The 15,359-nt window shown below is 42.3% G+C and carries 16 protein-coding genes; 4 read left to right on the plus strand and 12 right to left on the minus strand.

What is annotated here, in order from left to right:
* Positions 1–433 precede the first annotated feature (433 nt).
* From VME0621_RS18675 to VME0621_RS27020, 3 genes are all read right to left on the minus strand, one after another.
* On the minus strand, positions 434–769 hold the full coding sequence (locus VME0621_RS18675) for a hypothetical protein (protein WP_062463943.1): 336 nt from the start codon (positions 767–769) through the stop codon (positions 434–436).
* 102 nt (positions 770–871) lie between these two features.
* Complete coding sequence (locus tag VME0621_RS18680; protein WP_062463941.1) at positions 872–1,084, minus strand: hypothetical protein; 213 nt, start codon at positions 1,082–1,084, stop codon at positions 872–874.
* Positions 1,085–1,201: 117 nt separating this feature from the next.
* The gene (locus VME0621_RS27020; protein WP_269452524.1) at positions 1,202–1,327 is read right to left on the minus strand and encodes a hypothetical protein; all 126 of its coding nucleotides are present in this window, start codon (positions 1,325–1,327) and stop codon (positions 1,202–1,204) included.
* 101 nt (positions 1,328–1,428) lie between these two features.
* Here VME0621_RS27020 and VME0621_RS18685 point away from each other — a divergent pair, with 101 nt between their 5' ends.
* Together VME0621_RS18685 and VME0621_RS18690 are read left to right on the plus strand one after the other, a co-directional pair.
* Positions 1,429–1,950 (plus strand): helix-turn-helix domain-containing protein, encoded by a 522-nt coding sequence (locus tag VME0621_RS18685; RefSeq protein ID WP_062459817.1) that lies wholly within the window; start codon positions 1,429–1,431, stop codon positions 1,948–1,950.
* 753 nt (positions 1,951–2,703) lie between these two features.
* Positions 2,704–2,955 carry a hypothetical protein gene (locus VME0621_RS18690; RefSeq protein WP_062459815.1) on the plus strand — a complete coding sequence of 84 codons (252 nt, stop codon included), beginning with the start codon at positions 2,704–2,706 and terminating at the stop codon, positions 2,953–2,955.
* Between the two features lie 100 nt (positions 2,956–3,055).
* Here the strand turns inward: VME0621_RS18690 and VME0621_RS18695 are convergent, their stop codons facing one another.
* Both VME0621_RS18695 and matP read right to left on the minus strand, forming a co-directional pair.
* Positions 3,056–3,367, minus strand: coding sequence for a DUF3634 family protein (locus VME0621_RS18695; protein WP_006075456.1), 312 nt, complete (start codon positions 3,365–3,367; stop codon positions 3,056–3,058).
* Positions 3,368–3,390: 23 nt separating this feature from the next.
* Positions 3,391–3,840, minus strand: a complete 450-nt coding sequence (gene matP, locus VME0621_RS18700; protein ID WP_006075455.1) for a macrodomain Ter protein MatP — start codon at positions 3,838–3,840, stop codon at positions 3,391–3,393.
* 171 nt (positions 3,841–4,011) lie between these two features.
* Between matP and VME0621_RS18705 the strand changes: the two genes are divergently transcribed.
* Together VME0621_RS18705 and fabA are read left to right on the plus strand one after the other, a co-directional pair.
* Positions 4,012–5,649 (plus strand): S16 family serine protease, encoded by a 1,638-nt coding sequence (locus tag VME0621_RS18705; RefSeq protein WP_062459813.1) that lies wholly within the window; start codon positions 4,012–4,014, stop codon positions 5,647–5,649.
* Positions 5,650–5,720: 71 nt separating this feature from the next.
* On the plus strand, positions 5,721–6,239 hold the full coding sequence (gene fabA, locus VME0621_RS18710; protein ID WP_038230501.1) for a bifunctional 3-hydroxydecanoyl-ACP dehydratase/trans-2-decenoyl-ACP isomerase: 519 nt from the start codon (positions 5,721–5,723) through the stop codon (positions 6,237–6,239).
* Positions 6,240–6,373: 134 nt separating this feature from the next.
* On the opposite strand, the gene rmf is transcribed toward fabA, so the two are convergent.
* From rmf to pyrD, 7 genes are all read right to left on the minus strand, one after another.
* Positions 6,374–6,547, minus strand: coding sequence for a ribosome modulation factor (rmf, locus tag VME0621_RS18715; RefSeq protein ID WP_006075701.1), 174 nt, complete (start codon positions 6,545–6,547; stop codon positions 6,374–6,376).
* Between the two features lie 164 nt (positions 6,548–6,711).
* Positions 6,712–8,694, minus strand: coding sequence for a DUF3466 family protein (locus VME0621_RS18720; protein ID WP_062459811.1), 1,983 nt, complete (start codon positions 8,692–8,694; stop codon positions 6,712–6,714).
* Between the two features lie 5 nt (positions 8,695–8,699).
* Positions 8,700–10,622: an ABC transporter ATP-binding protein gene (locus tag VME0621_RS18725; RefSeq protein WP_062459809.1), complete on the minus strand. Its 1,923-nt coding sequence runs from the start codon at positions 10,620–10,622 to the stop codon at positions 8,700–8,702.
* Entirely contained in the window at positions 10,600–10,851 is a 252-nt protein-coding gene (locus VME0621_RS18730) for a glutaredoxin family protein (protein WP_081411582.1), read from the minus strand. Before VME0621_RS18730 ends, VME0621_RS18725 begins: the two co-directional genes overlap by 23 nt.
* A gap of 6 nt (positions 10,852–10,857) precedes the next feature.
* The gene (rlmKL, locus tag VME0621_RS18735; protein WP_062459807.1) at positions 10,858–12,981 is read right to left on the minus strand and encodes a bifunctional 23S rRNA (guanine(2069)-N(7))-methyltransferase RlmK/23S rRNA (guanine(2445)-N(2))-methyltransferase RlmL; all 2,124 of its coding nucleotides are present in this window, start codon (positions 12,979–12,981) and stop codon (positions 10,858–10,860) included.
* A gap of 569 nt (positions 12,982–13,550) precedes the next feature.
* Positions 13,551–14,096, minus strand: coding sequence for a cell division protein ZapC (locus VME0621_RS18740; protein WP_038230493.1), 546 nt, complete (start codon positions 14,094–14,096; stop codon positions 13,551–13,553).
* A 159-nt stretch (positions 14,097–14,255) separates the two neighbouring features.
* Positions 14,256–15,266 (minus strand): quinone-dependent dihydroorotate dehydrogenase, encoded by a 1,011-nt coding sequence (gene pyrD, locus VME0621_RS18745; RefSeq protein WP_062459801.1) that lies wholly within the window; start codon positions 15,264–15,266, stop codon positions 14,256–14,258.
* Positions 15,267–15,359: the final 93 nt, after the last annotated feature.

Genomic DNA, 15,359 nt, shown 5'->3' on the forward strand with positions numbered 1-15,359 from the left:
CCTTAACGATTTATGTACGTAATAGACCTAGTCGGAAGACGATAGATCGCGAGAGCATCGAAAACCGATACATCACCGAAAGTACCCCCGTAATACTAGACGGGGGTTTTCCTCTGCCTTCTGTGCACTCTTCCTTGTTCATCTCTCGATCCAAAAGATTTTTCATGTACAGATAAACATGATTGCGCTTATCTGCACGACATAAGGGAACCCTCCCGCGGGGCGCGGGTCCCTCCCTTGTTCGCACAGCTGGCGCGCTAAACATCGATGGGTTGCTGTGGCATGAATCGCCTTTTATGTGGTGAGTCTCTGCAAGGCTGGCTTGGCAGAAAGGAAGGGATTTACCGACTAGGTTGAAGGGAGGTTGGCTTCGGGCGTTTGAGTTAGTCGCAGTGCCGAACTAAGTCGAGCGCCCTTTTATCGCTACGCGATATTACTTACCAAGTGCAGTAAATAATACTGTTAGACCTATTAAGACAAGTACCCAAAGAATTAGAGGTGCAGGGTTACCATTCTTTGCCTCAGCGGCTAAGTGAGCATTAAACTCTTTCTTACTTTGTCTTCGACTATGTTGTGATGCTCTATTGTGATTTCCTAAAGGAATAGAGCCTGTTGATACGTATGATTTCGCAGCAGCTAAAGTAGGTACAGGACCAAAATCATGGTCTCCATTACCTTGAATGATATACCAACTAGATCCTTGCTTAATGATAAAGCGACCATCAGAAACCGAATATTGACCAGCCTTGATTCTAGATACTGTCGTCACACCATAACTCCATCAATAAAAAACATACCATATCACCTGTCAGCATACGTGTGTGTTTGAGTTAGTCACAATAACGAACTAGGTTGAACTGCTAGAGTATCCTTACTTATAAAAAGTCACTTTAATACCCAGTTTATTTTGCTCAAGAGATTTAATCTTACGTCTAACATGCTTTGGCAAGAGATCCTGATTACACAGGTAATAGCTTTTACCACTCTTCTTTAATGCACCGGAGGCAACTAGTTCATCAAAGTCTATTGGTTCGGCAAGCTCTTTAGAAATGGCGTCGAACTCTTCTTTACTCATAATACTCATGCTGTTATCCCACATTATATCGAAATGTCATCATAAGTTATTGGGATAACTGTATAAAAAACCAAGTGCCTGACTGCATAAAAACGACGTTTATTTGATCAGTGCGTATTACAGGATTTATGTTACGGGCTTCACTAGTAAAGCGATTCTCTTTCCTAGCATGTACGACGCCACCGCGCCGACAATGAGCCAATCACTCGCCCACCCTTTACCACGCTTGGCTTTCAGCAAACCACTCAACATAAATCTAACCACATAATGCGCACTGAGGTTGTGAACCCAAAGCGATAATGTCCTAATATTTCCAAGTGAATCTGTCCTATGTTTGCTTGGAGGTATTTAGGATGTTAGTTACGATGAACGACCATGAATTGCAACGCTTCTTCATTATCCAAGATGTGTTAAACAATAAGTTAAAGCGCCGGGATGCCACATCGATTCTTGGAATAAGCTACCGACACTTGTCTCGCATACTTAAAGCTTTTAAGGAACTTGGCGTTGAATCCCTAGCTCATGGCAACCGCGGTAAACCTTCGTGCAATCGCATCAGCGATGACACCAAGCTCCACGTACTCAAACTTATCTCAGAATACTATCTAGATTTTGGCCCAACGCTCGTACATGAAAAGCTTACAGAGGTTCACGGATTTAATATCTCCTTGGAAACGCTTCGCCAATGGATGATCGCTGATGCTCTTTGGGTCCCACATTCCAAGAGAAAACCTCGAATTTATCAACCTCGTTATCGCAGAGACTGCTTAGGTGAACTGATCCAAATTGATGGCTCGCACCATGACTGGTTTGAAGGACGTTTTCGTTTGTTTAGTCTTTCTTTTCCAGCTGCATGGCTTTTCTTTTGGCGCTAAACGACTACAACAAGCAACTTAACCAATTATAGGAACACGCTACCTCGATTGTTTATCGCTTCAGCGAAGTCATAACACTTCGACGCGTACGTCCCAAAGAAACTGGAGTGTAAACAGAAAACATCGTGCTGAAAATAACCGAACTATCTGTTTAGGCGTTCGCAAATACTTGTTGTAAGAAATTAATCGACAGCTTAGTAAATTAATAGTTTGGCTAGGTAAGCTATCCATTCCCTAGCCTTTTAATTAACTTATCATTTAAATTAACTTTTTATATCTTCGTTGTTATAAATCGCTTTCGTTTATATACTCAGAGACACGAAGTGTTTGACATCTAATTTAAATCAATGGAATTTTCAACATACATGTCATTAGAGTCAGTCATATTCGATGCCATTATTACTCTAGTCTATATTTAAACTACGAGAATCGATTAACCTCACGAATATTAAAGAAAGATTACACATACAAGCTTATACTTCAAACCCCTTCGTACTCTCTATAGGCATAGGAACTTGAAACAATGGCAGGAACGAGCTATTGACTATGTAAATTAAATGTCGCAAAGCTATAACGAAAGAAATAGCAATGTATATATAACACCACCTATATAAATAGAATCTGATTATAGATTTAGATATTTATAAACTTTTATTGTGTTTTTCTAAGTTATTCTCTTTACAAAATGAGTTAGATGTTTAATTCTAATTTCACCAACGAGAACAACAAGAATTATTAGAAAAGGAATATTCTATGTCTTTACCTATTGAATGGTTTACAACGAGTTATACGCGAATTCAAAAATGGGATGTCGAAGGGTTATCATTATTAGAGGCAGAAGCAGCCCTAGAAACCTATTTAACAGATAACAACCCTATCTCACTAGAGATGGCTGACTACATTGCGGAGAACTGGACTTGTCGCCGTATACAAATGCTGGATTCTGAGTCAAGGCGTACCCTGATGAAAATTTGGGATGAAAGAGAAATAGCGGCGCACGGATAATTGTTTATTTTTATCGAGTCAATTTAATTTAGTTATAGTGCATTAGGTGGATTAAAAAAGGCGCTTCTTACAGCGCCTACACTTCTAAACCAATTGGAACTCATCGAGATTTCTTTTTGCCTTTTGACTTGAATCCTTGATGTGGGAATACATTTCGAATTCGTTGTTGGCACGCTTTCGCTACTGAGTTGCTAAATTTGAGCTTCATACCGGTACGGGTTTGGTAAACTTTTAAAACACCTGTCGCTTTATCACGCTCGACAATATCTTTAAGATTATGTCGAAAAGATGGAGGAATATGACCTTTAACGTTACCTAGTTCACCGTTATCAAACTTTACAGTTAAAACTGGACGGTCAACGGCAACAAGCCAGAAAACAACAAGTGCACCTATCAGAACAACGTATAACATCGCAACTACTCCCTATTCCCTGGCTAATCAGACAGTAACTTACTTAAGTCCTCTTTCAGGCTACTCACTGTCTTGGTCGCTTTCTCACTGCGCGACGCTTCACTTAACAAGTATTCGATCGCTTCGGATAACGTACATCCGAGTTCGTTTGCTCGGTAAGACAGCTTTTCCCAAACTCGGTAGTCAAGATCGATAGACTTTTTCTTGGTATGAACTTGTTCTGCATTATAGTGACGCTTGCGCTTGGCACGAATTGCCTGCTTGAGTTTATTATCAAGCTCTGCAGACATATGCTCATCAATCCAATCAAGAACCAGAGTAGGCTCGTGTTCTAATGATTTAAAAGTCGCAACGGCCTGCTCGATTTCACTGGTATCAATATAGCGAGTGATATTCTCACCCTCGCGCCACTTTTTAGATAAATACTGCCACTTCCAACCACATTCTAGGTTTTCAAGCTGTTGGTATTTCATTGGTTTGCGTCCCTACTCTGTTTACAGTGACAGCGTAACCCAAGTCACGTGACAACTCAATAAAAGAACACTAAATCTGAGAATTTGCTCCCGATTAACCGTGTTCTATTACTAACGTTACTTCGGGTTTCGTTGTATACTCCTTCCAAATTTTAAATAAGTAGCATCTTAATGAATCTAGTCCCTTGGCAAGACGTTTGTCCGCAGTACAACAACTATCAGACCACTATTGAACAAGCACCGAACATTGCACCAGCATCGCTGCTTGATTTGCAACCTCGTTTACAAGCTGCCCTTACATTCTTCACATCACAAGCTTGTAAATCTAAAGTGTTAGTCGTTAAAGATGGTGACAATCTAAAGTACCGTGAACTAATAGCTGCTTCACTCAAAGCATTAGGCAAACATGTTGTCGTGACAAAGGATACAAACTCAGCGCTACTGTTTGATCATTACGCTAAGGTTGATAACCAACTTGAAGTTTCCGCTGGATTAATTTCTCAAGCCAATAACGGGTTTCTTGTGGCTTCAACCCAAGCAGCATTAAGTACGTTAAGCACTTGGGGAAATATTAAGGCTTTGCTATCAGGAGCGTCACTAAATAGTGTGGCCATTGATAAGCGGTCCACTGTTTTATCTCCACCACAATTCCAATCAGACTTTAAATTGATCATTCTTGGTGACCGAGACCAACTTGCTGAATTTGATTATGCTGATAATGATTTTCGTTCTGGCTTTATGCAGTATACGGAACTGGAAAGTGATCTAAAGGTCTCCGAAAAAACTATCTCGACTTACTTCGGTTTTGTAAATGGTCTACTAGAGAAGCAGCTTCCCGAGTATAGCCTAGATAGTTCAGCCTACCTGCGCCTTCTCCAAGCCGGAGCTCGTGAAACAGAAGATAAACAGTACCTTCCTTTGTCCATCGATTGGCATTCAGCACTGCTTGGTGAAGCGTCATCTTTTAGTCATGACAAAGTAATAACATCCGCTCATATTGAGGAAGCGATTTGTGCGAAACGAAGCAGAGAAGCCTATCTTCCTGAACGTGCAATTGACGATATTCTCGAGGGACAAGTTGTTATCGAAACTCAGGGACAACAAGTTGGCCAGGTCAACGGATTAACTGTTATCGATATACCTGGGCACCCAGTATCCTACGGTGAACCAGCTCGAATTTCTTGCGTAGTGCACTTTGGCGATGGTGATGTCTCTGATGTCGAGCGAAAAGTCGATCTTGGCGGTAACATCCATGCGAAAGGCATGATGATTATGCAGGCGTTCGTTTCTTCCGAGTTGGATCTTGATGCCCCGCTCCCTTATTCTGCCTCTATTGTGTTTGAGCAATCTTATTGCGAGGTTGATGGTGACAGTGCGTCGTTAGCTGAGTTGTGTTCTCTTGTAAGTGCATTATCTGGCTATCCTATCGATCAACAAATAGCGGTCACAGGTGCTGTCGACCAATTTGGCCGCGTTCAAGCCGTCGGTGGCCTCAATGAGAAAGTCGAAGGTTTTTACAGCGTATGCAAACACCAAGGGTTTACGGGTAAACAAGGTGTAGTGCTTCCGAAAACTAATCTTCAACACCTAGCACTCAGCACTGAGGTGGTAGAAAGTATTAAGCAAGGTGAATTCCATATTTGGTCAGCCACACACGTTGACGAAGTGGTTCCTCTACTTCTTAATAAGCCTTTCAAGAGTGAAGACGAAGATAGCGTTATTGGAAAGATAGCCGAACGCATTGAAAATTTTGAAAAACTTGAACTCCCGGAAACTTTGTTAGAAAGGGTTAAAAACTGGTTTGTCTAGTCGTGGTCGGACTTGTCTAGCGTACACCTGTTCACTAAGATGCTCATACCAAAATTTGGAGTAATTTAATAATGCAAAACAGACGTGAATCTTATAGTCGTGAAGATCTTCTAGCCTCTAGCCGTGGTGAACTATTTGGCGAAGGCTACCCTCAGTTACCAGCACCAAACATGCTGATGATGGATCGTGTAACTAAAATGTCAGAAACCGAGGGTGACTTTGGTAAAGGTTTAATTGTTGCAGAATTAGATATCACCCCTGACCTATGGTTCTTTGATTGTCACTTTATTGGTGACCCAGTCATGCCAGGCTGTCTTGGTCTAGATGCAATGTGGCAGCTAGTTGGCTTCTACCTTGGCTGGATTGGTGGCGAAGGTAAAGGTCGTGCTCTTGGTGTAGGTGAACTAAAATTCACTGGTCAAATCCTTCCTACTGCAAAAAAAGTAACGTATGAGCTACACATGAAGCGCGTAGTAAATCGCAAGCTTGTTATGGGTATCGCTGACGGACGTGTTCTAGTAGATGGTAAAGAGATCTATGTTGCTAAAGACCTAAAAGTCGGCCTCTTTAAAGACACATCAACTTTCTAAATCGAAGTTTTCAATAAACGACTCTCTGGAGTCGTTTATTTTACTCATACACATTTAGTTATAGTGCATTAGAAGTAACAACCACAAAAAAGACCTCAAGATGAGGCCTTAAAATACTTCAATTTTGCTCCCGACTACTTGAAGAGTCCTGAATGTTTGTCATCTCGGGCATCACGCCAACCGCCTAGCCAATAAGACTTAGCATCCATTTGTTGATAGGGACAGGTTTCCATCGATCGACCATTCAATCCAGCTTTATAACCCTGTGATTGAGCTCGCTCTAGACGATCACGTTTTTGTCTCTTCATAGTACGGTCCTCATTATACAAAGCCAGTCTCCCAGCTTTCTACCATTAAAGATTTGTGGAGCTTTTGTGACTCCTCTTTAATAATTGCGCATTATTCCGCTGATCACAAGGTACAAAAAATCCCAGATTCAGAAGTGTGAACCTGGGATTTTTGTCACTTGTGACTATTTGTTACGTCGTAACCCTAAGAACCCTAAGAAAATCATCGCCATCCAACCGAGACCACCACCCTGGCGTTCTACAGGTGCGGCTTCTAATGCACGAGTCTGGATGTCAGCAGATGTTGCATTTGCGATCGGGATCAACTTAACCGCTACTACTTTCTCACGTTTTTGACCATTGCCGCAATATGAGTTGTGGCCAGTTGTATCATAGCCGCCTTCACATTTTAGCGCTGTCGCTACAATAACGCCGTCATCGTTAATATCAGCTGCATCGACAATTCGGAACTGGTTATTGTTAGTAGACTCACTACCACCATTCGTTAAGTCATCTAGCAACCATGGTTTATTTTTGAAAATAGCTCGTCTGTCTATCATGTCCTGATCACCAGAGTCAGCAACACTATACGGATAGATAAAGCCACGTTGACGACGTTTCTTACCGAAATACTCTGTAGACTGTTCAGCATCAACAGCGCCGACAATTTCGTTAAAGTTGTTAATCGCCCCCGTCTCACCGCCAACACCACGGAAGAAAATCCCGCTATTACCGTTAAGTTCATCAAAGTACTGCGCAGAACCAACGTTACCGCTAGAGTCGATCGAGGTTAAGAACATTCGGTTAGGTGCGGCGCCATTTTCACGTTTATCGCCTCGACGTTTTGCTTCGCCGATTACAACAAGGTTTTTGTTGATATCAGTAGCTACTGAGTTGCTGTAAACGAAATCATCGCCATCCTTCACTGTTGCTCGAGAAATGACTCGTGAACTTACACTTCCAAGCTTATCAGCCGCAAAATCAGGTTCTGGAGTGAATACGGTAGCTTGCATAAACAAGTTGCTTCCGTCTTTCGTCGTATTAAGACCGACAAAGACTGGTTTACCTGAATACGCGGTAGCCGAAGAAACAGCGACTCCACGTATACTACCTTGGCTTGCCTTTTTATCGATATTGTTATCGCCAGTGTTTTGCCAATCATAGAACGTATCAGGTTGGACTTCTGTAGCAGAACTTACGCTTGTGACATCCCAAATTGTAGCTTTAGTGGCAAACGCAAAATTTTGACAATCAACGTAAGCGGCAGGATCAGCATTAATAGTACTGTTGTTAATACAGTTTGCTACGGATCCACGATAGTTCTTATTAGAATCGTTGTAATCAAAAGGCGCTACAGCAGCACTACCAACAACATATTCATTACTGCCCAGCTTAAATGAGTCAAACGCCATTGTACGACCCATCTTCTGTGTAATATTTCCGTCTTGTTTAGGCAGCAGAATGGACGGGGTTGCACCATCACCCCAGAATCCTCGATGACGGTAGATCAGAGCACTATTAGAACCGTTGTTATAATAGCCACTGCTCGTGTTACCAATTGCTACACCATTACTATCAACTCCATTAACTACTGCGTTACTTGAGGTTGGTGTATAGGCAAACCCACTCGGCGAATAGGCTGCTGATAGAGGTTGACCCAGAGCGAACAAGCTACCATTTTTAAATACTTGTGCATTTGACTTATAAGTCGCGGAGTCCCATGCATCGCGTTCACGACCTAAACCACCGTGATCACTAAAGCTATACCACAATTTATTTGTCCATGCTGGATCACAAGTTTGATAGCCTAATTCATTTCGGCAATAGTCTCTGTTGCGATTCCAGTCTGTATAATAAAAGCTTGAATCGTAATTGAATGGCACTTCTTGACGATATGAATGACCTTCAGATCCCGCACGCGAATCACCATAGGTTACTATTGCATTAGAAGAGCAGTCCTCTCCAAAACAACCTTTATTGGTACCCGTCTGTTTGGACTTATCAATGGCCGAACCATAGAACTCAGTGATATCAACACCATTGGAGAAGCCCGCTTCATAACCGCTAGCAGGCCCAATCTCAACAACCTTATACAACGCTGCCTGACTTGAAGTTGCAGCCATAACACCGGCTGCAATTAATGAAATTTTGAAATTAATACGACTCATGAAGACTAACTTTCCTGTTGCATTGCTTCGAGCTCTTCCCATCGCTCAAAGGCAATTTCCAGTTCCTGCTCTTTGGCAGACAAACTATCTAAAATTGGTTGTGTTTCAGTGACAGGTTTAGTGAAAAACTCAGGGGTATTCACGGTTTCCTGCAACTGTTCTAATTCTTGCTCTAGCTGCTCAAGTAACGCAGGTAGTGCCTCTAATTCCCTTTGCAGCTTATACGACAGCTTTTTAGGTTTAGAGTTCACAGCAGTTGCTTTCTTTTCTGGTTCAACTGCTTGCTTTTTAGTCTCTTTCACAGGTTCGTAAGCTTTTCTTGCTTCGATGACCTGCATTCGTTGTTGTTGGGCATCATGATAACCACCAACAAACTCTTCTATAACCCCTTCACCTTCAAAAATCCAGCTCGTAGTCACAGTATTATCAACAAATTGACGATCGTGACTCACTAAGAGCAGCGTGCCCTGATAGTTAGCAAGTAATTCCTCGAGTAACTCTAACGTTTCGATATCTAGATCGTTGGTTGGTTCGTCAAGCACCAATAAGTTGTTCGACTTAAGGAAGATACGCGCCAATAATAAGCGGTTTTTCTCGCCGCCAGATAATGCCTTAACCGGAGTTCTGGCACGTTTTGGGGCAAATAAAAAGTCTTGAAGATAGCTCAACGCGTGTCGTTCTCGACCGCCTACCATGACTTCTTGCTTACCGTCAGCAAGGTTATCAATCACCGTCTTCTCTGGGTCAAGAGCTTCACGATATTGATCGAAATAAGCCACTTCTAGCTTAGTACCACATTTCAACTTTCCAGATGTCGGCTGTAATTCGTCAAGGAGAAGCTTGATTAGAGTACTCTTGCCGCAACCATTAGGACCAATAAGCGCAATTCTGTCACCACGCTGGATGTTAAAGGAGAAGTTCTTAACTATGGTTTTGCCTTCAATCTGATAATTGAGGTCATTAGCTTCGAAAACGATTTTTCCGCTACGAGCACTATCATCCAGTTTAAGATTCACTTTACCCTGAACTTCGCGACGACCTTGGCGTTCCTCACGCAGCTTTTTAAGCGCTCTTACTCGTCCTTCATTACGCGTTCTACGTGCTTTAATTCCTTGACGAATCCATACTTCTTCTTGCGCAAGCTTCTTATCAAATTCAGCATTTTGCATTTCTTCAACACGTAATGCTTCTTCTTTCTCAACCAAATAGGTTTCGTAACTACCTGGATAAGAAACCAATTGACCACGGTCAAGGTCGACAATGCGAGTTGCCATCGAGCGAATAAAGGCGCGGTCGTGCGAAATAAAGATAATTGAGCCACGAAAATCTTTAAGGAAATTTTCCAGCCACTCGATTGTGGTTACATCTAGATGGTTGGTAGGCTCATCGAGTAGTAAAACATCAGGATCACAGACCAGAGCACGAGCTAACGCAGCTTTACGCTGCCATCCACCAGATAAGTCAGTTAACAGAGTGTTGCCATCTAGCTTTAAAGCCCCAAGAATATTCTTAATGCGGTCTTCAAAACGCCACGCTCCGGCAACTTCTAAGCTCTCTTGAGTTTTCGCCAATCGATTTATGTTTCGCTCAGACGGGTCTTGCGCGACCAAATCCAGTTGAGCATGATAAGTTTTTAATAACTCACCGACTTCTGCCAGTCCTTCAGCGACGTAATCAGCTACCGTACCAGCCTGATCACGCGGAGGATCCTGTTCAAGTCGTGATACCACGACATCTTGAGTGATCTGCAGTTTGCCATCGTCCATGACGATTTCACCCGCAAGCACTTTCATTAACGTTGATTTGCCCGCTCCATTGCGGCCAACCAAACACACACGTTCGTTTTCTTGAAGTGCGAAATCAGATTTGTCTAGCAATGGATGATCACCAAATGCTAGTTGCCCATTATGAATGGTAAGTAATGCCATTAGCTGTTAACCATTGTTTCAGTTGAGAAAGGTCAAAAGGCCAGTTAATTTCAGATTGTTCGCTTTTTACAACTGGTATAGTGACGCCGTAACGAGAAAATAGCTCATCATCAAAAGCAATATCAATCACTTGTAATTGCTCAGTTAATCCAACCTGAGATATGAGCTCAAATGCCATCTCGCAGAGATGGCATCCTTCAGTACTGTATAGAATAAGTTCCTTTTCCATAATCCTTTACTTTTGGTGAGTAATAACCCAACAGTTATGAATATGTTTGTTACGAGCAAAATCAAGTGGCAGAGTTTTATCTGAAATGTTCTCGGCTTTAAGGCCAAGTTCTTCCAGCGCTTTCAAGTCCATCTTGAAGTGTCGTTTGTTGTTCGAAAATACTATCGTACCTTCTTCGCGCAGTAGTCGTTTCAAGTTCGTCATTAGCGTTACGTGGTCACGCTGAACATCAAATGATTGTTCCATTCGCTTAGAGTTCGAGAAAGTCGGTGGATCAATAAAGATAAGGTCGTAACTACCATTGGCTTTTTCTAACCATTGTAAGCAGTCTGCTTGAATATATTGATGCTGACGGCCAACTTGGCCATTGAGTTTCATGTTCTCTTTCGCCCACTCTAAGTAGGTATTTGACATATCGACTGTTGTCGTTGATTTAGCGCTACCCAATGCTGCGTGGACAGTTGCAGATCCTGTATAAGCAAATAGGTTTAAAAAATCTTTGTTGCTCGCCATTTCACCAAGCTTACGGCGAGTGATTTTATGGTCAAGGAACAGGCCAGTGTCTAAGTAGTCGTAAAGATTGACGATTAGCTGAGCCCCGTATTCTTTTACGTGAAGCTTTGATGACTTAGCCGCCAGTTTGTTGTACTGCGATGAACCTTTTTTCTTTTCACGTACTTTAAGAACCACGTTGTTGGTATCAACACCGGTTACCTTGATACTGGCACGAATAACATCCGTTAATCGACGCTTTGCTGTCTCTTCAGGAATGCTTTTGGGAGCTGCGTACTCTTGAATAACCAGATAGTCTTGATAAACGTCAACAGCAACATTGTAGTCAGGTAGATCAGCATCATATATGCGATAACAATCTAAGCCTTCCTTTTTAGCCCACTTTCCAATCTTGCCAATGTTCTTCTTGAGACGGTTAGAAAAGTCCGGAGCTACAACTTGTGCGTCCTTATTGCCGACTAACTCGTCTTCGGAGCGTTGAGAAATTGAATAGTTTTTCTGGTGACACTGTAACGCACCATTATTCAGTTTAAATTGTTTTTCTGCTCGCATACGTAAGCAACTTAACAAATCGTCTGAACTAGAGAAGATAGAGGCTTGGCAACCGCCAAATTGAGTTTTTAGTTGGTTACCAAATTCGGTATAAAGTGCGATAAGCCCTGGTTCCGTGCCCAAGCGCTCGCCGTATGGAGGGTTACACACCACAACACCTTCTCCGAACTCGGCAGGTTTAGTCACTTGGCTCGCATCGCCAAGCTCAAAGTTAATCAACTCTTCAACGCCTGCACGTTTGGCATTTTCTTTAGCGGTTCTCAATACTTTAGGGTCGTTATCGAATCCCCAAAATCTGCTGTCAGTCTTTTTGACACCGCGTCGAGCTTGGACATTAGCTTCTGATTTAACCTCTGCCCATACCTCCGGTTCAAAATCTTCAAGTGCTTCAAAACACCATGTTTGACGCTTAACACCAGGAGCCATATTTGCAGCAAGCATGGCCGCTTCTATCAGCAGCGTACCAGAACCGCACATAGGATCGAGCATGTTTTGCCCTTGTTTCCAGCCGCTACGAGCAACAATGGCAGCGGCCAATGTTTCTCTTAAAGGCGCTCGACCTGCTTCTGTTCTATAGCCACGTTGGTGTAAGCCTGAGCCAACCATATCTAAGCCAATAAGCGCTTTATCTCTATGTAGGCGCACATGAACACGCACATCCGCGCTGTCTTTACTGATATTTGGGCGAGGTAAATTCTTCTTATTGAAGCAATCTACTACGGCGTCTTTGACTTTCATCGCGCCATACTGGCTATTGCGAATCTCACGGTTGGTACCGTTAAAGTCTACGATAAATTTCTTTGAGCTATGGAAGTGATTAATCCAGTTAATGGAAGACGCAGCCAGATATAAGTCCATATCATCTTGGCAAGTAAACTCCGAAAGCACTTTAACAAAGCGAGAAGCATATCTGCTCCATAAACAAGCTCGATAAATCTGCTCATTTGACGCTTTAAACTTCACTCCCGCTTGTACAGGTTTTACTGAAGTTAAACCCAATTGCTCAAGCTCTTGAGCCAGTAGGTTTTCGAGTCCATTAGAAGTAACGGCAAGATATTGGTTCATAGTGTTCATCTGACTGTGAAAAATGGTGTTGATTATACCTGACAAACGGCCTTCTCACTAAACAAACCTACTCTAATCCCTTAGTTATTCGTTTGTTCGAACAAGCTTTAACCGAATGAAACTCATAAACACCGTCACCATCATTACATTAGCCGTTAATGATATACCAGTCGTATTTATTGACCAAGGGACGAAGTGAATACTTATTTACACCAATTCTGGTCTATACCAATAGATGTTCTGGCGCGTAATTTTATTACATTTTTAGCTAAAGGAGGAATTTATAGCGGTAAAACGCCCTGTTTTAAGCAGAAAAAGAGTCACTATTTAGATAAAAAAATATGCGAAATATCACCAGATAGGATTCAAAGGTATAGGTTTCTTAGAAACAAGATAGGAAGATGGTGGGAAATACGAGGTGTACCCTCTGGGATTGAGGCAAAAAAAATCGGCCATGAAGGCCGACAAATTTCTACGAGGAACGTTTTTGGAATCGTTGTGTACTACTAAAAGCTGCCACTGCTTTTTCTATTTGGCGCATTTTGCGCTCTAATTACCCTACTAAGCTCTTAACCGACAAGAGCAATGGGCTGGTTAATTCTCATAAATTGGTGTGCACAAGCCATTCTGTCATGCATGACTTTAATGCTCTGGCCAAATTGAACACCTTTACTTGGAGTCAAACTAAATGACTCTAAATCTACTAAGGCACATAAGCTAGCGCTCTCACCGACTTCTAGGACAATAAAGAAACCTTCCGAATGTTGATTAACTAATCGGACTAAATCGCCTTCTTGGGGTTGATAGCTGCCATTTTGATGGTCAAAGAACCAACTCTTTGGCTGAACGGGCTTATGGAAGCGCTTGGCTGCAACACAATAGAGTGTGAGTTCAGCCTGTCGAGGCTCAGATAGCCCCAATATGCTTATTTGGTCTTTAAAGGTTTGGAACGCGGATGCGTCATCTACGGTAAAGTTGTTCTGACCCATCGCGCAGTCGACAAGGAGCTTTCGGGAAAGATTGGTTTTAAAAACCATCTCATCTCCCAAATCCAGCATGAGAGAACCTTCGTCCTCATCCATATACCAGATCCATGTATCGCTGGGTTTAAGCATCGTTCCGTCTCTTATATTTAAAGAATAATCAGACTGTTAGGTAAAACGCTTAATTACCTTTTTTGTCAGTTGAATATAATTCTACAAACGATTACGCAAAAAAAAAGGGGAAAACAATTTTCCCCTTCTCTTATGTTAGACCCAGTAACTTTTCAGTAATTACAGGTTTTTAACGATGTCTTTAACAAGTTTTGGACCATGGTAGATGAAACCGGAGTAAACTTGGACGAGTGTTGCACCTGCCATCAACTTTTCCTTCGCAGAAACATAGGAATCAATGCCACCAACACCGATAATTGGCAGCTTACCTTGCAAATTCTCAGCAAGTAGACGGACTACTTCTGTACTACGTGATTGAACTGGACGGCCACTTAAGCCACCAGCTTCATTCGCATGCTTCATTCCTTCTACGATAGAACGATCCAATGTAGTGTTCGTGGCGATCACACCATCAATCTTATTTTTGATCAACGATTCACAGATTTGGCTAACCTCATCGTCACTAAGATCCGGAGCGATCTTAAGTGCCAAAGGTACATATTTATTATGTTTTTCAGCCAGTTCCGCTTGTTTCGCTTTCAGTTCTTCTAACAGCTCATCAAGTGCTTCACCATATTGAAGGCTGCGAAGTCCCGGAGTATTTGGAGAGGAAATGTTTACGGCAATATAACCAGCGTGCTCGTATACCTTTTCCATGCAGATAATGTAGTCTTCAGCACCCTTTTCGATCGGAGTGTCTTTGTTCTTGCCGATATTAATACCTAGAATACCGTCAAATTTTGCTTTCTTTACGTTCTCTACAAGGTTATCGACGCCTAGGTTATTGAAACCCATGCGATTAATAATCCCTTCTGCTTCAACTAAACGGAAAAGACGAGGCTTGTCGTTGCCTGGTTGAGGACGAGGTGTCACAGTCCCTACTTCCACGAAACCAAACCCCATAGCGCCAAATGCTTCGATGCATTCGCCATTCTTATCAAGACCGGCAGCAAGACCTACAGGATTCTTAAAAGTCAGCCCCATGCATTCAACAGGACGATTAGGAAGTTGTTGACGATATGCTAGATCAAGAGGAGTGCCAGTAAAACGTTTGAAGTTCTGAATAGCGAGATCATGAGCCTTTTCGGCATCAAGTTGGAAAAAGCCAGTTCTGGCAAGACGGTAAAGCATTGTGCCTCCGATAGAAAACCCGTGTAAACGGGGTGGTATTATTTACTTATTTGTTTGAACATGCAATGAAGTTTTTAGTTTTCTCGCGAAAAC

The sequence above is a fragment of the Vibrio mediterranei genome (assembly GCF_900088415.1).
Taxonomy (GTDB): Bacteria; Pseudomonadota; Gammaproteobacteria; order Enterobacterales; family Vibrionaceae; genus Vibrio; species Vibrio mediterranei.